Source organism: Shewanella sp. SR1 (genome assembly GCF_020447145.1).
Lineage (GTDB): Bacteria > Pseudomonadota > Gammaproteobacteria > Enterobacterales > Shewanellaceae > Shewanella > Shewanella baltica.
The window spans coordinates 20,439-40,215 of the sequence record NZ_JAJAEF010000003.1; the positions used below are offsets into that span (position 1 = coordinate 20,439).

General features: G+C 44.9%; 15 protein-coding genes and 1 pseudogene. 4 read left to right on the top strand and 12 right to left on the bottom strand.

Features of this window, described 5'->3' with window-relative positions:
• Positions 1-3 precede the first annotated feature (3 nt).
• From KV201_RS03420 to rmuC, 4 genes are all read right to left on the bottom strand, one after another.
• Positions 4-915 (bottom strand): MoxR family ATPase, encoded by a 912-nt coding sequence (locus KV201_RS03420; RefSeq protein WP_226058509.1) that lies wholly within the window; start codon positions 913-915, stop codon positions 4-6.
• 185 nt (positions 916-1,100) lie between these two features.
• The gene (locus KV201_RS03425; RefSeq protein ID WP_226058510.1) at positions 1,101-1,805 is read right to left on the bottom strand and encodes an EAL domain-containing protein; all 705 of its coding nucleotides are present in this window, start codon (positions 1,803-1,805) and stop codon (positions 1,101-1,103) included.
• A gap of 239 nt (positions 1,806-2,044) precedes the next feature.
• Entirely contained in the window at positions 2,045-3,970 is a 1,926-nt protein-coding gene (locus KV201_RS03430) for a transglycosylase SLT domain-containing protein (RefSeq protein ID WP_226058670.1), read from the bottom strand.
• A 161-nt stretch (positions 3,971-4,131) separates the two neighbouring features.
• Positions 4,132-5,691, bottom strand: coding sequence for a DNA recombination protein RmuC (gene rmuC / locus KV201_RS03435; protein ID WP_006087313.1), 1,560 nt, complete (start codon positions 5,689-5,691; stop codon positions 4,132-4,134).
• 264 nt (positions 5,692-5,955) lie between these two features.
• Here rmuC and msrP point away from each other — a divergent pair, with 264 nt between their 5' ends.
• Positions 5,956-6,990, top strand: coding sequence for a protein-methionine-sulfoxide reductase catalytic subunit MsrP (msrP, locus tag KV201_RS03440; RefSeq protein WP_226058511.1), 1,035 nt, complete (start codon positions 5,956-5,958; stop codon positions 6,988-6,990).
• Positions 6,991-7,036: 46 nt separating this feature from the next.
• Positions 7,037-7,705 (top strand): protein-methionine-sulfoxide reductase heme-binding subunit MsrQ, encoded by a 669-nt coding sequence (msrQ, locus tag KV201_RS03445; protein ID WP_226058512.1) that lies wholly within the window; start codon positions 7,037-7,039, stop codon positions 7,703-7,705.
• Between the two features lie 158 nt (positions 7,706-7,863).
• Here msrQ and gloA read toward each other — a convergent pair whose 3' ends face one another.
• A complete protein-coding gene (gene gloA / locus KV201_RS03450; protein ID WP_006087315.1) occupies positions 7,864-8,274 on the bottom strand; it encodes a lactoylglutathione lyase in 411 nt (136 codons plus the stop codon).
• A 463-nt stretch (positions 8,275-8,737) separates the two neighbouring features.
• On the opposite strand from gloA, the gene KV201_RS03455 reads away from it, so the two are divergent.
• A complete protein-coding gene (locus KV201_RS03455; RefSeq protein WP_226058513.1) occupies positions 8,738-8,995 on the top strand; it encodes a hypothetical protein in 258 nt (85 codons plus the stop codon).
• A 55-nt stretch (positions 8,996-9,050) separates the two neighbouring features.
• Here the strand turns inward: KV201_RS03455 and KV201_RS03460 are convergent.
• Positions 9,051-9,152, bottom strand: a pseudogene (locus tag KV201_RS03460) (endonuclease III); the annotation flags it as partial.
• A gap of 136 nt (positions 9,153-9,288) precedes the next feature.
• Here KV201_RS03460 and KV201_RS03465 point away from each other — a divergent pair.
• Positions 9,289-13,068, top strand: a complete 3,780-nt coding sequence (locus KV201_RS03465) for an SIR2 family protein (protein WP_226058514.1) — start codon at positions 9,289-9,291, stop codon at positions 13,066-13,068.
• Between the two features lie 110 nt (positions 13,069-13,178).
• Here KV201_RS03465 and nth read toward each other — a convergent pair whose 3' ends face one another.
• The 6 genes from nth to rsxB form a co-directional block, all read right to left on the bottom strand.
• Complete coding sequence (gene nth, locus KV201_RS03470; RefSeq protein ID WP_226058515.1) at positions 13,179-13,814, bottom strand: endonuclease III; 636 nt, start codon at positions 13,812-13,814, stop codon at positions 13,179-13,181.
• Positions 13,815-14,058: 244 nt separating this feature from the next.
• Positions 14,059-14,757 (bottom strand): electron transport complex subunit E, encoded by a 699-nt coding sequence (locus KV201_RS03475; protein WP_006081538.1) that lies wholly within the window; start codon positions 14,755-14,757, stop codon positions 14,059-14,061.
• Entirely contained in the window at positions 14,750-15,388 is a 639-nt protein-coding gene (gene rsxG, locus KV201_RS03480) for an electron transport complex subunit RsxG (RefSeq protein WP_226058516.1), read from the bottom strand. Before rsxG ends, KV201_RS03475 begins: the two co-directional genes overlap by 8 nt.
• A gap of 56 nt (positions 15,389-15,444) precedes the next feature.
• Entirely contained in the window at positions 15,445-16,494 is a 1,050-nt protein-coding gene (gene rsxD / locus KV201_RS03485; protein WP_226058517.1) for an electron transport complex subunit RsxD, read from the bottom strand.
• A 26-nt stretch (positions 16,495-16,520) separates the two neighbouring features.
• Positions 16,521-19,169, bottom strand: a complete 2,649-nt coding sequence (gene rsxC / locus KV201_RS03490; protein WP_226058518.1) for an electron transport complex subunit RsxC — start codon at positions 19,167-19,169, stop codon at positions 16,521-16,523.
• Positions 19,163-19,777, bottom strand: coding sequence for an electron transport complex subunit RsxB (gene rsxB / locus KV201_RS03495; RefSeq protein ID WP_006081542.1), 615 nt, complete (start codon positions 19,775-19,777; stop codon positions 19,163-19,165). Before rsxB ends, rsxC begins: the two co-directional genes overlap by 7 nt.

Consider the following 19,777-nt stretch of genomic DNA (forward strand, 5'->3'; position numbering starts at 1 on the left):
TCGCTACATGATGGGGTTAACGCTCGCCAGAATTCGCTCGGATAAGGCTTCACCCTGTAATTGGCTACTGGTTCTGAGTCTATGTTCCGCCACGCAGCAAAATACCGCTTGCACATCTTCAGGGACTAAATAATGTCGCCCCTCTAAAAAAGCCCATGCCTTAGCGGCTTGCAATAATGCTTTGGTAGCGCGAGGCGATAAACCCACGCTGTCACTTTGGCTGCGAGAAAAATTCACTAAGGCCAGAATGTAATTGAGTAAGGCATCGGAAGCGCTGACCTTGTCGCACTGTTCTTGCAGTTGCATTAAGGCCAGTGGTGTCAAGCATTGGGGCAGTTGATCTAAGGTTAAGTGGTTATGATTGCTCTTCAGCATCGCAAGTTCGGCGTCGTGGCTCGGATAACCAATTGATAGACGCATCATAAACCGGTCGAGCTGCGATTCTGGCAGTGGAAAAGTGCCGGATTGACCGGTGGGGTTTTGAGTCGCGATCACAAAGAAAGGATTGGGCAATCTGTGGGTGATGCCATCGACGGAAATTTGTTGTTCGGCCATCGCTTCGAGTAAAGCACTTTGTGTCTTAGGGCTGGCGCGATTAATTTCATCGGCCAAAATCATCTGCTTAAAAATCGGTCCAGGATGAAAGATAAATTGTGCTTGATGCTTATCAAAAATCGATACGCCGAGAATGTCGGCAGGCAGCATGTCACTGGTGAATTGGATCCGCTGATAACTCAAGCCTAAGCTTTGGGCTATGCCATGGGAAATACTGGTTTTACCCATGCCGGGTAAATCTTCAATCAACAGGTGGCCGCGGGCGAGAATGCAGGCCAAAGCAAGCCGAATTTGCCTTGGTTTGCCCAGCAACACTTGTTCGAGTTGATGTAGTAATTCGCTGATCCCAGATTGTGCCACGGGCGACTCCTAATACATTTAAAAGCGTAACTGAAGGTGCATGTGAAAGCAGACAAGCTTTACCACTATGGCGGATCATCGCCTGCTTATCCAGTGGCATTTCTAGTGCGAAATCAATTACTCGACTGAATGACGTTTAGGCTTGCGTGTGCTGGTGGCGCAAAGTCAAAGGGCGGCGCGTGGATCTATGCAAGACACAGCGCTTGACTGCGGGTGGGGCGAATAAACCAAGATTTAAACAGAAAGCCTTGGACTAAGTCGACGCCTATGTCTCGCGCAAACGCCAAGTGGGCTTCGGTTTCTATGCCTTCTAGAATGCACTGTTTGTTGGTTTGCTTGGCAAAGTAAATCAGCGCTATGAGTAACTGGACTCCCTCGGGATGCGTGATGTGGGTTAACCAATGACGATCGAACTTGAGATAATCCACATTCATCATCAAATCGACACAAAGCATGGAGTGGGGCGCGCCAATATCGTCCAGCGCTACCTTGATATTTGCTTGTTTAAATTGGCTGAATAGCTGATTGGCAAGCTGGGCATCGTTAATGCAGGTATTTTCAATGATTTCGACCGTGACTTGCTGGTACTGCGATAATAGCTTTATAAGCTTGGCAGTATGTGGCCCATCGACAGCATGGGGATCGACATTGATAAAAATGCGCTGCTGGCTGGGCGCGTGAGCGAGTTGAAATGCTTTGGCTTGATATTCAACGGCGGCGAGTAATTCTGTGGATTCATGCAATTGCTCGAACACGATATTAGGTGCAACCGCATCGCCATCAGGTAGATAAAAACGCGCTAAGGCTTCATAGCCGTCGATGGCTAACGTATGGGGATCGACAAAGGGTTGGTATTCGCAGCTGAGCGTTAACGAACTAAGGTTAATCATGGGCCTAATGGGAGTCTTAATGCATTAATACTAATTATTCGCATTTAATGCCTCGCAGTGCAAACAAGTTTACGATAAAACGGCGTGATTGCTGAATAATTATTCGCTTTGCTAATTATTTGAATTTAGAGAATATCATTCAGAATTTTTGGCGGTTAAAGCATGAGCATTACCTTAGGGTATGCTGAAAAGTTGGAACTCGATACTGCTGAGTATCGAGTTCCTTTTTATGTCGCGAGTTAGTAAGCAAACTTCAATTCGGCTTCGCTGAATAATGGCTGCGCTTTTTGCTCTTGCGCCTCATAAATCAATCGATAGCTGAAGACGGCTTGCACATATTCACGGGTCTCAGTGAAGGGAATGGCTTCGATAAAGCCCATGGCATCGAGTTTTCCATCTGAGTTTGCCAACCAGCGACGCACCCGTGACGGGCCTGCGTTATAGGCGGCGGTCGCGAGGATACGGTTCTGGTTAAACTCTTTTAACAACTGGGCATAGTAAGCACTGCCAAGATTGAGGTTAAGCTCTGCGCTGTAAAGATCCTTAGGATCGCTATATTTAGCGCCATGTTTCTTGGCGGTTGCTTTAGCGGTCGCAGGCATAATTTGCATTAAGCCGCGGGCACCCACGCCTGAGGTCGCATAAAGATAAAACGCGCTCTCGCGGCGACTGATCGCTCGAATCTCATCGATGTTCACTTTGTGTTTTTTACTGGCGTGCTCAAAACCTTCTTGGTGCGCCATCGGGAAGCGTAGGGGAATGTCATCCCACAACTTACCTTGGATACTGGCTTCGACGCCAAAATCATACCAGCCTTGCTCGTGGGCATAACGGCCGTAACGGGCACGCATAGTGTTGTCACTGCGTCTGAGCAGCGACATCCATTCGTAACGTGCATCGAAATAACGATCCAGCGCCATTAGCTCTTGCACGCGCACAAAACCCACATCATCGGTTAATTTTTGGCTGCTGGCGTCGACGATAGGCTCAGGGCTTTGATTCAGCGAGACGGGTTTATTTAAAAACTGCGCGGCGGCAAAACCGTAAAAATTACGTTCATTGCTGATTGTCGCAAGAGCCTTAGTGGCACTTTCTGGCGCATCTTTAGCATTAGTGCGATAGAGCCAATATTGCCAGCGCTCCTTAGCCAAGGTTTCTGGTTGCAGTAAATTTAAGTAACGGGCAATGCTGCGCATGTCGTGATCGCGAATGGCCCATCTTAACCGGCGTTCAAATAAGTCGTCACTTTTCAGCTCGGCCAGCACATTGTCGACATAGCTTTTATGGCTATCATCTTGTTCGATTAAGATGCGGCGAACTAAGTATTTATCCAGTTGTTGGGCTTGTGCTGGCGTGAAACGATTAGCCTTTTGATACCGTTCATACAAATTAATCGCTTGGTCGAGATCCTTGCGGGCAAGGCGTTTTAATCCCGCCGCGACTATGTCACCCACAATCGGATTTTTATCCTTAAACTTTTCTGTATGGCGCAGGCTGTTTGGATCTTTATAGACGGCGACTAAGCGCTTCGCTTCGTTGTTATGGGTGGTGATCTTCTGGGATAAATAGCTCAGCAGACTGGTTTCGCCAGTCTCAAAACTCAGCATCATCCGCGCCCATATGACATCTTGAGTGCGTTTACCCGCTTTGGTCCAAGCGTTGAACAGGGGATCACACTCTTTTGGCCGTGAACTACCAAACACCCAAAGTGATTGCGCCGCCGCATAGGCGGTTTTTATCTCGCCCTTGGCGAGTTTTGCCTCGTAGTAATAACATTGCAGGCGGATGTCGGAAGGGACATCGGGACTTATTGCAAGATAATCACTCCAGCGTTTTTGGGTTCCCGCATTGTTTAAGTATTTAGACCTTAACCTGTTGTACATAGGTGTGGTTTCATATTTATCAATCAGGTTTTTTGCCGCAGCACCATGCAAACCATTGAGATCGCCGATGTCGATATCATGGTCTAAGTAAATTGCCAGCGGATAATCGCCCAATTTTGCCCGTAGGGGTTTATAGACTTCATAGTCTTGTTTCTTTAAGGCTTTTTCGGCCTCAAGGAAGGTTTTCTGCGTTGGCGTTAACGCGAATGCAGAAGGGGCATTCAAGGCGCCTGCGAGCAATATTGCGCTGGATATAACCACATTCATCACGGCTTTGCACATGGAGCGTTTGCCTCCGGGCATCAAGGTATCAATCGACATGTCCGTATCGATTCAAGGTTATTGGCGAGTGTTCAACTCTATCAATCAATTAGGTCTATCAACTTTGTTTATCAAATCAGTCTATTAACTCAAATTATCAACTCAATCTATCATTTTGGGCATTATGCGGGTTCGAGTTCTGTGTCCTTAGGATCGCGCGTTGGCGGCAGCGTTAGCTCAGCGTCATCATCCTGTGTATCGTTGTCGTCTTGGGCTTCATTGAGTGCTTTTTCTAGCAGCATTTTATCCAGCTGTTTACTGGTATCGACCCCGAGTTGCTGCATTAAGTGGGCTTGACGCACTAGGTTACCTTTGCCCGATGACAGCTTGTTCATGGCGCTGTGATAGGTTTTTTCGGCGTTATCTAAGGCACGACCGAGTTTTTCCATGTCTTCAATATAACCACATAACTTGTCGTAAATTCGACCCGCTTGTTTTGCAATGGTTTGCGCGTGTTGGTTTTGATATTCGTAGCGCCAAATATTGTTAATGGTGCGCAGGGCCACCAGTAAATTCGTCGGGCTCACCAACATGATATTCTGCTCAAGGGCAAAATTGACTAGGCTAGGATCATGCTCTAACGCCAGTAAAAATGCGGGTTCAATAGGAATAAACATCAACACATAATCGAGGCTCTTAAGACCGTGCAGATTTTGATAATCCTTTTGACTCAAGCCCTTAATGTGACTGCGAATCGAGATCACATGCTCATTAATCGCCTGTTGGCGTAGGGCAGGATCTTCACTGTTGAAGTAACGCTCATAACTGACTAAGGACATTTTAGCATCGATGACCACGTCTTTATTTTCTGGCAGATGCACAATCACATCCGGCTTAAAGCGCTTACCGTTGTCGTCCTTGAGATCTTGCTGGGTATGGTATTCATGGCCTTCACGTAGACCGCTTTCCTGCAGCACGCGATCGAGGATCACTTCACCCCAGTTACCTTGCTGCTTGTTATCACCCTTGAGCGCTTTGGTCAGGTTGATTGCATCTTGGCTCATCTTCAGATTGAGATCTCGCAGGTGCTCAAGTTGATGTTTAAGGGCGCTGCGCTCGGACTGTTCGTGGGTGTAGGATTCACGAATTTGTTGTCTGAATCCTTCAAGCTGTTGTTTCAATGGTCCAAGCACGCCTTCGAGTTGACTGGCATTTTGATGCTTAAAGTTTTCGCTACGTTCTTCAAAGATTCGATTGGCGAGGTTTTCAAATTGAGTTTGTAAGCGCACTTCGGCCGATTCTAGGCTGGCGATTTTATCCTGCAGTGATTCTTGCTGGGCATCGGCCTTGGCTTGAATAGTTTGCTGCATGGCATTGGATTTCGACAGCGCCAATTGAATTTCTAACTGACGGCGCTGGCTGTCATTCAATTGTTGCTCTAAGGTGGGTACACGTTCGGCTAAGGCCTCGGCTTTACCTAATTGTTCAATTTTGAGCTCAAGGCGCTGCTGGTATTGGCGCAGTTGCGCCTCTTTGTCATCAACCAAAATCTGTTGTTGTGCTAAGGATAATTCAGCATCTTCATTCACTTGACGCATCTCTTGCTCAAGTTGGTCTTTGTGTTGTTGCCAACGTTGGCGGGTGAGTCTTTGGTTAAGCAGAGCACCGATCAACAGGCCTAAGAAGGCAATGGCGAGAAGGCCGATGATTTCGGCGACGGAAAAAGATTGAGAAAATGGCATGATCAATAGCACTCCTTTAGCTTTGGCGCTTAGGTTCGCATGCCGCCCAATAGGCTTCAAGCCCTTTAATCAACTATATCTGCGCTTAATGCTTGAATGAGCAAGTCTTATACGTTTAAGGTGAATTTATTCACGGGTGGAAAGTTTTTCTGGATTTTACCTGTCTATATTAAAGTGAGCATAGAAGTGAGCGATACAGACGAGCGCCAGATAAGCTTTTATCGCGACTCGGTGGCGTTAATCATTAGATGGTAGAGGTGTCAATTGGCTAAACATTCCCGTTTTACCCCAGGTATTCTTAAAAAAGCGCAGTGGCACATGCAAGATAACCAAGTGACGCCCGAAGCAGTGTTTCGCTCGCGCCGGCAGATTGTGAAAGCCATGGGGCTTGGTGCTATCGGCGCCAGTGTGCCAGGTTACGTGCAGGCCGGATTGTTCGATCTATTTGGCGATCAGCCTAAGTCCTCATTTATCACCACGCCACTGACCTTTCAAACCAATAAGCAATACGGTGATGCTGATGTGTTAACCCCGTTGGATAAGGTGACGCAGCACAATAACTTTTATGAGTTTGGTACGGATAAGCAAGATCCCTTCAATAATGCCCAAGGTTTTAAAGTTGATCCTTGGAAACTGCGTATCGAAGGTGAAGTCGAACGGCCCATGACTTTAGATTTTAATGATCTCACTAAAATGTTCCCGCTTGAGGAGCGTAATTATCGTCTGCGCTGCGTTGAAGCTTGGTCCATGGTGATCCCTTGGGTGGGGTTCCCGCTGGCGGCATTATTGAAAAAAGTGGGTGTAACTAGCAAGGGCAAGTATGTCGCCTTCGAAACCGCTTTTGATCCCGAGCAAATGCCGGGGCAGAAGAGTCGATTAATGGGCGGTGGCATTCATTATCCCTATGTTGAAGGCCTGACGATAGCCGAAGCCATGAACGATTTAACCTTAATGTCGGTCGGTTTGTACGGCAAGACCCTGCCACCGCAGAACGGCGCGCCGATCCGCTTAGTGGTACCGTGGAAATATGGCTTTAAGAGCATTAAATCGATAGTGCGAATTCGCGTCATGGATAAACAACCGCCCACCAGTTGGAATCAGCTTGCCTCACACGAGTATGGATTCTATGCCAACGTCAATCCGGCGGTGGATCATCCACGTTGGTCACAGGCCAGTGAACGTCGTATTGGCGAGGGCGGACTATTCTCTGCAACCCGTATTGATACCCTGCCGTTCAACGGTTACGGCGAGTTTGTGGCTTCACTCTATGACGGTATGGATCTGAGGAAAAACTATTGATGCTTGGTTTGCTGTTTGGAAATACGCCATTAAGCGGGGATGACTTATGTTGAGATTAACCGCTAAGCACTTGTTTTGGCTAAAAGCGTTATTTCATTTGCTGGGTTTAGTGCCCATCGTCTACCTGGTGCTCACTGTCGTGTTAGGCCGTGCGGGCGGCGATCCCGTGCAGCACATTATTCACTACACAGGTATAGGCGCGTTAAATGCTTTAGCGGCGACCTTATTGATCTCACCCATTGCCAAGCTGACTAAGCAAGGGCTATTAATGCAGACTCGTCGCTTGGTGGGGTTATATGTGTTCGCCTATGCCACTTTGCATATTCTGGCATTCTTTAGTTTAGATCTGTTGTTTGCTTGGGAATTACTGTTTAGCGAAGTGGTAAAACGGCCGTACATTTTAGTCGGCGCTGTGGCTTATCTTATCGTCACTGCTTTGGCGATAACTTCGTTTAAAGCCTTGATGCGTAAGATGGGACGTCGTTGGCAGACCTTGCATAATGGGGTGTATTTAGTCGCGATATTAGCGCCAATCCATTTTTACTGGTCGGTAAAATCGGAAATCATTGAGCCGAGTCTGTATATCTTAGGTTTTAGCGTGTTATTGCTATGGCGCACGCCTTGGCTTAAGCGCATCCTCAACCGCAAAGGGATGAGTAAAACCGTGAAAAAGACGACCAGTGGACAAGATAAAACGTCGATAAAATCAGCTTAAACGCATAGTGCGAGCGGTGAATCGTTGGCTTGTTTTACGTTTCTTTGTGCCTAACGCAATATATAAATTATAAAAACAAAAATGCCGAATCAAGATTCGGCATTTCTCATTTAGCGAACTGTTCTGCTCAGTTAATCTTCTTGCTCAGGTGGCAAGACTTAACCTAAACCTTGAGTCGCCGATTTCATTTGGATGAACTCAATTTTATAACCGTCTGGATCTTCAACAAAGGCAATCTCAGTGGTGCCGCCTGCGACTGGACCTGGGGCGCGTGTTACTTTGCCACCGGCTGCAGCAATAGCAGCACAACGGGCGTAAATATCTTCATCGCCAATGGCTAAGTGGCCAAAGCCTGTGCCTAAATCGTATTTGTCAGTGCCCCAGTTATAGGTCAGTTCAACAACGGCTTGGCCAGTGGACTCTTCACCGTAACCCACGAAAGCTAAAGAATATTTGTACTCTGGGTTTTCAGAGGTGCGAAGGAGTTTCATGCCGAGCACTTCAGTATAAAAAGCAATACTGCGTTCTAAGTTACCGACGCGGATCATAGTGTGTAATAGTTGCGACATAGGTCCTCTCTCTAAATAGATTCCGGTGGGGAGTATATCAAAAATGTCTCTGCGCATGACCACAAATCTCATCCATGGTGTTTTTATCACACTTGATCAATTCGATTGGTTAGGATAGGAAAACGCTGGCTGTCGACGGGCGAATTTGCGGATTGTGATAAGAAAATTGCCGATAAATTGGCTGTCGCTCACAAAACACAGATACAAACATGGGATTTTACCGCGAGGTTGACGATAATATGGCCATACCAACTAGGAGAGTGAATGATGAACACCGAAGTTAAAATGGCCTTAGGCACTACAGTTGTAATTGCTTTATTTTTCAGCGCGTTCTTTGTTTCAATGTTTTAACGACTAATATTAGTTTGAGTTAACCCAGCTCCAAGTTAAGCAAAAAAGCCGCTATTGCGGCTTTTTGTTTGTCTGTGATTTAATGCACGTAAAACTTAACAAGGATTGGAAAATGTTGTTTAGCGAAACTGAAATAGCATTAATTGCATCGGCTAAGCGAAAAGTACAGATGGCGCAGAAAGTGCGGTTAGCTGTGATTGCATTAGTCGTGCTGGGTACTGGACTGACGATATCTGGTTTGTGGGTCAATGAGTTCGCCATTTATATGGCCTTTGGAATAGTGGTGTTTGCAGTGGCCTTGCCGCAATTTGGGCAAGGGCCAAAATATGAAGAGCTAGTCAGTTTGCTCGAGAAGAAAAGCCAAGGCTAACTGGCTTGGGCTTACTCTTCAGGATAGATTTTTTCTTTAAACTCCCGTTTATATCCATTTTATCTTCTACTTCGACCACGTTTTTACCTGGGGCAAATTTAGTGCGATTGGCGAGGCGCAAGATATGGGGGATCGAGGCGATGGTAGGCCTACCGAAGGGCAAGAATACTAGATTGTCTTAAGCCTTTGATTTACAAGTTCCGCATGGAGTAGCTGGATGAATAAGTACTTGATTTATAGTATTTTGAAGTGACATAGTATAACTAGCTATTAATAAAATGGATTTATTTTTTGTGAACGACATTCAATTACCTGATTCATTAAAACAACATCTAACCAACGGCGATGTTATTCCTCTGATTGGTGCGGGTGTTTCGATGTCAATCAGGACCAAGGAAGGGAAAAATGCTTTTCCTTCATGGCCAGAATTGCTAAGCAATGCAGCTAAAAAGTTAGCAGATGAAAATCAACTAAAAGAGTCACAACTTGTTAATTTACTGGTGGAACTGAATAAGTATCAGGAGGCAGCAAAAGCTGCTTATGATGCGCTTTCGGGTAGCAGTTGGTATGAATTCATTAATTCTCAGTTTGCTATCGATTTCACTGATTTGGATGATGCTTATAAAGCACTTCCTCACGCTATTTGGCAGTTGAGTAACAGAATAGTTACCTTAAATTATGACAAGGTGCTTGAGTGGGCACATATAGAGTCAGCAAATATATGTGCCTTTGATAATACAAACGGTGCAAAGCTTGTTGAATTTACGCGAAATAATCAGCAGAACATGCTTTGGCACCTGCATGGTAAAATCGATGTGCCTAAACATATTGTGCTTACTCCTCAATCATATCATCGTCTGTATTTGGAAGATGCCGAAGAACACTATAAGGCGGCACTTGCTAAGTTTAGAGATTTGATTTGCAGCAAGACTCTTCTTTTTATTGGCTGTTCACTGGATGATGCTGAGCTACTGGCTGAAATTGCAAAGCAAAATGAATTATTTGATGGTAATACCGGCCCGCATTATGCGTTGGTACGAGAAAGAGACAAGCAGACAATTGAGGCCAAGTTGGCAGATACTCATGTTAAGACTATTGTTTTCAGTGAGTTTGGCGAGCCGCTTATTGATGCTGTACGTCAATTCGTCAAATGTAAGGTTAAACAAGAGCTGCAGCAAATAGTTCAGAAAGTCGATGTTTCGCCCCAAGAACACAAACAGAATCAAGAACAATTCGATAAAATTGGACTGTTTATCGCTTCTCCATTAGATAAACCGATTAATTATTCAGAGATTATCGCAAAATTTAAAAAAATTAAACATCCTATTTGTCAAGAGGTTTTTACTGCAAGCAGATTAATAGAAGCTGATGATTTTTCAATCTTGTTTTTTCTTGCAAAGATAACGAGTAGTGGACTGTTGATTGAAGATGATAATGCTTGTAGCGACTATATATCTATCTCCGATTTGGAAGAAATTTTACCTGTAAATGCAAAAATAGCAGTATTGATAACTGATAGATTCCTTAGTGAGCAGGAATTGCAACAAGTTAATTTTCCTTTACTTGTTCTACCACTGTTAAATAATCATAGTATCGAGTTAAAAATATTAGATAAGTTAGCTCACCAATTATTTAAAAAGCCGGATGTAAAGCATTTTATAGATAAAAAAGAAATTCAATCCGTGCAAGTCAGTTCAGAGTTGTTGATCTCTCTAAATCCTGAAAATTACCAGCTCTGGACTAGTCATCGACCTATAATACCAAGAGATATTAACTCGAGCGAACTGAAAGGTTTTACCGGTCGACTATCTGATTTAGCAGATATTAGTCAGAAGCTTGCCAAAGCGAAAAATGCTCAGAGGCTATTAACCATTAAAGGAAGTGGTGGACTTGGAAAAACGACGATAGCAAAAAAAGTAGCATTGGAATTAGCTTGTCGAGGACAATTTAATGCTGGAGTCTACTTTATCGATTGTGAAAACATATCGAGTGCTAATCAGCTAGAAATGCATATAGCCGAAGCTTTTAATTTACGCAATACCGACGATTTATTTGGTTACTTGGCAAGGCATCACGATCAGCGCAGTCGTTTGCTGATTTTTGACAACGTAGAAAGCTTATTATATTTAAAACAAATAGATAAAAATAAGAATAAGCAATTCGTAGAGAAAGTTAAAGAATTGCTATCGTTAACTTTGATTTACGCTAGCGTGTTGGTGACGTCAAGAGAGATTATCAATGCAGAATGGGAAGATGTAATACCGTTCAGGCAGATGGAGTCAGAGGAGGCTTTGGCATTATTTAATAATCTAACAAAAAACGGCTATTTCAGTGAAGAAGAGCAGGATTTCGCACGTAAGAAAATTTTAGAACCGCTACTTAACAACAATCCATTAGCAATTAAACTTATTTGTGATGGTATGCCAAAAGGTAAAAATTTAAAGGAACTGAAACGTGAATTAGAAGAAGATTTTTTTGGTAAAGTAAAAGAAGATGATTTAATCTTAATGTTTGACGACAAGGTAGATTCTAATATTAATCGCCAAGAGTCGCTTTACGTTTCTATCTTGTACTCCTATCAAACACTCAGTGAGAGTCAAAAACGAACTTTTGAGTCATTCTCGTTATTTCCTGATGGTATCGACCTAGACACTTTCAAACGCTTAGTTGCTGAAAGTAAAAAGAATAATAGACACCAAGAAATAAATAAGTTTAATAAACCGATAAGTGATAAAGATATTCTAGTCCTTTCCAATAAGTCTTTAGTTGAGGATTATGATGGATTCTATACGCTACAGTCAGTTATTCAGCGTTTTGCTCGTTTTCAATTTGACCAGCATATGCTTGAAAAAGATAAACTTGAATTGTTTAGACAAGCGCTTAATTATAATCAGCAATTAATGTGTTTTATAGATGATCTCCGTGATACAAATAAAAAAGCCATTCCAATATTCTTATCAATATTTAATAATTTATTGTCAGCTGTAAATTATGGTGCTAAGAAAAATGTTATAAGTAGTGAACTGGAACTCGAAAATTATTTTAGAATGTTCCATTCAATATGTGATTTTTCGAGTTTTTTAAATCTTTCATCTGATTTTTTGAACGCTATGAGAGATGTGAATATAGAGAACCTAATAAACCTTAATACTGAACAATCAGTATGTCTGGCATGGGAAATTTTTGAAATTTATTTAATGTATTATAATGGGGGATTTGACACTGCTTTTAATCAGCTAAATAAACTCATCTCAAAGGAATCGCTAATGGCAATTTCAGCCAATTGGGATAAGGGGAACGTAATTAATAGTTCAGCATATTTCAATGCAAATAAGTTATATAGCATGGAAGGTGATGTTCTCAATAGCCTGTTGCATGATATAAAGTTCAATAGATATACTTATCTTTCGGTTGGTGCGCATAAAGTTCAAATGGCAATGAGTATTGAGCCTTTATTGGGGGTGGTGTTACCAGATTTGCATTACTTTGAGGCATTAAGCTATTCAAATGAGGGCATTGACCATAGTCAACTATGTAAAGTTATTAATGACCTCCACGAGAATGAACATTTAGAGAGGATTAGCTTAACTTATATTAAGTCTCGTGATTTTCATGTTAGTCATGAGTCTATTGATAAGTTAGTCAATGTAAATCCTTATACCCGAGGTTTGAAAAAACTGATGTACGCATTTATACATATATATGAATTTAAAGAAATAAATTACGATATCGAGTTATGTGAAAAAATAGATAGTTACTATAAATCAGCACTGCCTGACTTATTTCATATTAAATTTTATTATATGCAAGCACTTTATTTTTATGCTCAGTTTCTAAAGTTGATAGCTAGCGAAGATTTCGAAGATGTGTACAGTCAAGGGTTAGAATTAACTAGAAGGTATCATTATCGTTATTGGCAACATAAGTTTCTTTTGTTAGAACAGCCTAATTTAGGCCGATATAAACCAGAGAACTACCCACTACCGAGTGATCCTGATGCTTCAGTGTTGATTGAAAAACAAGCTAAATGGATAAAGAAAAGATACGGAAGCAGCTTAAACCCATTTAACTAAGAATTAGTAATTTTAAAGTTATCTGCTAGTTTAATGAACTAGAAATCTATTAAGGAAACGGGTGCGATGTCAGGCACCCGTATTATTTTAAATGAGTTCTAACGAGAAAGTTAATCTGAAATCTTATCTTTAAATTCACACAAGTCTTCAATGATACAACTACCACAGCGGGGTTTGCGCGCAAGGCAAGTGTAGCGGCCATGCAGGATAAACCAGTGATGCACATCGACTTTAAATTCTGCGGGAACCACTTTTAGCATTTTTTCTTCCACTTCGACCACGTTCTTGCCGGGCGAAAATTTAGTGCGATTGGCGAGGCGAAAAATATGGGTGTCGACGGCGATGGTTGGCCAGCCAAAGGCGGTATTGAGCACTACGTTAGCCGTTTTGCGCCCTACACCGGGCAGGGACTCAAGTGCTTCGCGGTTTTCAGGCACTTCACCATTGTATTTCTCAATCAAGATCTCACAGGCTTTGATCACATTGATGGCTTTGTTGTTATAAAGGCCAATCGTCTTGATATATTCCTTTAATCCATCCACGCCTAAGGCATAAATGCTGTGGGCGGTATTGGCCACAGGAAAGAGTTTGTCCGTTGCCTTGTTGACGCTCACATCCGTCGCTTGGGCGGATAAGGTCACCGCGACTAAAAGTTCGAAGGGACTGGAAAAATTGAGCTCGGTTTCAGGTTTCGGATTGTTATCGCGAAGACGGGTGAGGATCTGGATGCGTTTTTCTTGATTCATGTACGATTCCTGCGCGGTTGTTGGATTCAACTGTTAATCATTTATTGTCAATTGGCCATTAATCCTGATTGAACGAGCTAAAACCTAGACCCGCTGATTTCCTATGCTTTGAGTGCTTATGTTGAATGCGTATGTTTTAAATTATATGGCTCAATTCCAGTCGCTTAATGTGCGCTGAGCGCACATTAAGCGGTGAACATAATACTCTTTTTGATGCTTGAATAGGAGGTGTTAGGTTGAAAGCCTAACCGACCTTAGTAATGCGCGCGCGGGTAACACTGGGTTCTGCGGCGACTTGAGGCTGGCGTTCTTTGACTTTTTTATCAATCACATTTTTCAATGCAATCAATAGCCCCATCACGATAAATGCGCCAGGTGGCAGCATAGCGAGTAGAAAAGGAGTGTCGACTTGCCATAAGTGGATGGTTAAGGATTTTGCCCATGGGCCGAGCAGTTGATCGGCGCCATCAAACAGTGTGCCTTGACCTAATATTTCCCGCGTTGCGCCGAGCACTGTGAGCACTAAGGTAAAACCGAGTCCCATCATCAAACCATCGAAGGCAGCACTAAAGGCGTTATTACGCGAGGCAAAGGCTTCGGCGCGACCGATAATGATGCAGTTGGTCACAATCAATGGCAGGAAGATCCCAAGGGATAAATACAGACCGTAGGCATAGGCATTGATGAGCAATTGCACTGTGGTCACTAACGCGGCGATGATCATCACAAATACTGGAATACGAATTTCTTTGGGCACATAGTCGCGCACCAGTGACACTAAAATATTAGAGCCAATCAGCACCAACATAGTCGCTAGGCCAAGCCCTAGCGCATTCGTGATCGTCGCAGTGACCGCAAGCAGCGGGCACAAGCCTAATAGTTGCACTAGGCCAGGATTATTCTTCCACAGACCTTGCCAAGCAATTTCGCGATAATTAGTCATGGTTAGCCTCACAATTTAGTGGCTGGCTGAAAATTTGCGCTTGGTTATTATTGAAATATCCTACTGCGTTCTTGACTGCTTTGACATAAGCACGCGGGGTGATAGTTGCGCCAGTGAATTGATCAAAATCGCCACCGTCTTTTTTAACCAACCATTGTTTATCATCTGCCGAGCTTAACACTTTGCCGACAAATTGAGTGACCCAATTTGATTTACGCAGATCGATTTTATCACCAAGCCCAGGTGTTTCTTGGTGGGCTAAGGTGCGAACACCGAGGACTTCACCTGTTGTTTTGATACCTACAATTAATTTTATATTGCCGTTATAGCCATCGGGCGCAATAGCTTCAATGGCGATGGCCACAGGTTTGCCTGCACTGGTGGCTATATAGGCGGGCATTGGGCTGTCGGTTCCTAATGCGTCTTTATCCAGCAGTAAAGTACATTGAGCCGTTAGCTCGTTATCGTGCATCTCATCAGGGATTAATTGATGTAACACTCGCATTAATTCCTGCTGTTCTTGCTGCTTAATTTTATCAACAGTTTGTTGATTGACTGCGGCGACGAGCCCAGTGCAAATCAAAGCAAACAATGCCAATAAAAAACCATTTTTAATCATCGGATTTTTCAACTTTTTATCCTTAAGCTCTCGTTGCCCGCAGAATGATGTTATCGCTGAGCATGACCTTAGCTAGTTGAATGACCATAGGTGCGTGGACGCACGTAATAGTCAATAAAGGGCGCACAGAGGTTGGCCAGTAACACGGCAAAGGCGAAGGCGTCAGGGTAACCGCCTTTGGTGCGGATGATATACACCAACACACCAATTAACGCGCCGAAGATAATGCGACCACGGGAACTGGTTGCGGCTGTAACGGGATCGGTGGCGATAAAAAACGCCGCTAACATGGTCGCGCCAGAAAACAGATGTAACAGTGGACTGGCTTGGGTATCGGGTGACAGTAAGAAACCGATACTCGATGCCAAAAAGAGCCCTAATAACACGCCAGTACTGATATGCCAGCGAATGGCTTTTAGTTTAAGTAACACTAACCCGCCAGCAAGATAGGCCAAGTTCACCCAGAACCAACCTACGCCTGTACTGCCATCAAAAATGGCTTTGGTGAGACTTTCTGTGGTGGTTAATCCCATGGATAAATCGGTTTTGAGGGTATCGAGTGGCGTCGCCATTGTCATGCCATCAATGCCTAAACGAAATTGCTCCATGTTGACATGGGCGCCAATATTGAAGATAAGCTGCAAGCTTTCAACAAGGCTGGGTGAATGTAGTGCAACTGTGCTCGGTGCTATCCAGGTGGTCATTTGCACAGGGAACGAGACTAACAGCAATACATATGCCGCCATTGCGGGGTTGAATAGGTTATGGCCTAAGCCGCCGTAGAGGTGCTTAACTATGACGATCGCAAAGGCGGTGCCCATGACGATCATCCACCAAGGGGCGAGGGGCGGAATGGCGACACCAATTAAGATGGCGGTCAGCATAGCGCTGTTATCGCTAAGGCTTGCTTTGATATTGCGATTGCGAAGTTTCATCACAGCGGCTTCGCAGCTTAAGGCGACGAGGATCGCCAGCAGGACTTGCACAAGTGTGCCCCAGCCAAAAAAGGCACATTGCACGACAAGGCCCGGCAGTAAACATAAAATCACCCTTTGCATGACCGTTGAGGTATGCAAGTTACGCGTTACATGGGGTGATGAGGCTATTTTAAACGCCATTGTGTTCCCTTTTAATCATTCTGTTCTTAATCATTAGTCACACTTGAGTCGCTCGAAGCGTTGGCTTCTTGGGCGAGTGCCGCTTTTTTGGCTTTTGCCTTGGCGATGGTCGCAGCAATCCGCGCTTTTTTCAGTTCATCACTTGATAACGGCGCCGTTTCAATGGGCTCTGCAGTGGATCCCACCGATGGCAAAACGGCATCAGCTTCAGTTGTTGCAGTATCAAGCGTTGCTGCTATCGAGGGCGATGCCACGTTAGCTTCAGTTTGGATCTCGTCAACAGGCTCTATTTCAGACTCAGTTTTAGACTCTGCTGATGCAGCTGCTATTTTCTTCGCTTTAGCACGAGCAACAGCGGCGGCCACTTTGGCCTTTTTAATCGCTTCAGCGTCGTTAACGCTAACGTCAGTGTTGCTAACTGCAATATCAGTAGCGGCTGCATTAACAGCTGTTTCTGCATCAGCATTCACATCTGCATGAACGCTAGCTGCGGAATCAACTGCTGGAGTCGCGGTCTGGCTTAAACCATTTTCAGTATTTGTCTCAGCTTGTTGCGCGGCTTTTTTCGCTTTAGCACGGGCAACCGCGGCGGCTACTTTGGCTTTTTTAATCGCTTCAGCATCATTAACGTCACTAACGCTAATTTCAGTATTGCTAACTTCAATATCACTAGCGGCGGTTTCTGCTTGCTGCGCCGCTTTCTTAGCTTTGGCACGAGCAACGGCTGCTGCTACTTTCGCCTTTTTATCATCTGCAGCGCTAAGCTCTGGTGTGCTATCAGCGGTTTCAGTAGATTCAAGCGGTGCAGTATCGGTTTGCTGAGCCGCTTTTTTGGCCTTGGCGCGCGCAATTGCCGCAGCGACTTTGTCTTTCTGGGATAAAGGCGCTTCCTGCGCTATCGCAACTGTTGCTGAGATGGAGTCGTTTGCATCCATAGTCACAGCATTGTCTGTTTTAGCACTGTCAGTTTCAGCACCATTGGTGTCAGTGCCATCGGCATTTGCTTGCGCAGCTTTTTTCGCCTTAGCACGGGCGATGGCGGCGGCAACTGCGGCCTTACCCTTAGGTACTTCCGTGGTGTCAGTTGTTGTGACGCTTGACTCTTCGGTAATTGATTCGCCAGTGACAGCTTGTGCCGCAGCGGCTTTTTTCGCAGCGATACGTGCCATGGCTTCGGCGACGGCATTTTTATCTGTGCCAGTCATGCTGGCTTGTCGACGTTCAGACGCCTCTTTCGCCTTAGCTTCACGGGCCAGTTTTTCTTCTTCAAGACGCGCTAAGCGGGCATCGAAGCGCTGTTTGGCGCGCTCTGCTTGCTGCTTCTCATCGGCGGCTTGTTTGAGTGCTGATTTGGCAATGCGGTAATACTCGACTAATGGAATATCACTCGGGCAAACGTAACTACAACAACCGCATTCAATACAATCCTTTAGATTGTAACTGGCGGCTTTATCATATTCTTCGGCCTTGGCGTGCCAAAAGAGTTGTTGTGGCAACAAGAGTGCAGGGCAGGCAGTGGCGCATTCGCCGCAGCGGATACAGGCTTTTTCTTCGGGCGTGCTACCAATTTCTTGGCTGCTTGGCACCAGAATACAGTTAGTACCTTTTAAAATAGGCACTTGGATATTCGCTAACGCATGGCCCATCATAGGCCCGCCAATAATCACCTTTTGGTCAGGCTCTGGCGTGAATTCAGTTGCAGTCAGAACGTGATCAACGGGCGTGCCTATCGGTAACCAGTAGTTCCCCGGTTTGCTGACATTTTTGCCTGTCACAGTCACAACGCGTTCAACCAAAGGCTTGCCTTGGGTGACGGCTTGATGAATCGCAAAGGCAGTACCGACGTTATGTACCACGATACCGAGTTTGGCGGGAATGGCGCCCGAGGGCACTTCGCGGCCAGTAATGATCTGAATTAACTGCTTTTCACCGCCAGAAGGGTATTTTGTCGGGATAACCGTGACCCGAATGCTGCCCGCTGGGAGTCCGCATTCGCTGACAGCAGCTTGCATGGCTTTGGCCGCTTCAGGTTTATTGTCTTCAATGGCGATAACAATGCGTTTTGGCGTTAATAGCCGATGAATTATGCCAATACCCGCGAGGATATCTTGGCTATATTCGCGCATTAATCTGTCATCGGCGCTGATATAAGGTTCGCACTCGACGCCGTTGATGATGACTAAATCGATTTCACTGACCGGATTAAGCTTAATATGAGTCGGAAACGCTGCGCCGCCCATACCCGCAATGCCGGCTGAGCGAACCTTATCGACGATTTGCTGATGGCTTAAGTCATCAAGTTGATGTTGTACCAACTCGCACCAGGTGTCTTTGCCATCGGCTGCGATAACGCAAGTGTTAACCGGCAATGCAGAGGCATGGTTGCTCGCCCTTGGTTCGATAGCAACAATAGTGCCCGATGTTGGCGCATGCACAGGTAAATGCCAAATCGAGGTACCTTGCGTTAGTGGCGTGCCTTTTAAGACGCTATCGCCAACCTTCACCGCAAGCGTACAGTTTTCACCGACTTGAGGGACGGGCACTAAGTACGTCGAGGCTAATGGCAGTTGGCCAATAGGCGTCGCGTTGGAGAGGAATTTGACTTCGGGGGGATGTATTCCACCGGGTGAGCGCCAAAGGGTTCCTTTATCTAATTGATCTAATAAAGTTAACACCGCTTTTCCTCTTCAGACTTTGTCTCTTGAATATTGGTTTCTTGAATACTGTTTTCTTGGATGAGCGTCACTGGGATAGCATTTAAGCGCCAGTTCCAATTTTTAAGATTTGGGGTGACTGGGATCATATCAATACAATCGACAGGACAAGGCTCAACGCAGAGATCGCAGCCCGTGCAGTCGGTTGTCAGCACGGTATGCATGAGCTTTCCTGCACCGATAATCGCATCCACAGGGCAGGCTTGAATACATTTAGTGCAGCCAATACATTCATCTTCGCGAATGTAGGCGACTTTTTTTACTTGAGATTGTGCTTCGGCATTCAGTGGCTCTGGCTCGACGCCCATTAGGGTCGCCAGCTTTTCCATGGTGGCTGTGCCGCCAGGAGGGCATTTATTGACTTTATCACCATTGGCAATGGCTTCAGCATAGGGACGACAACCTGGGTAACCGCATTGACCGCATTGGGTTTGTGGCAGAATTGCTTCTAGCTCATCGACAATCGGATTGCCTTCGACCTTGAATTTAAGGGCGGCAAAACCGAGCAATACCCCAAAGACTAATGCCAATAGGGTCAACAATATGACTGCAATTAAAATTCCGGACAT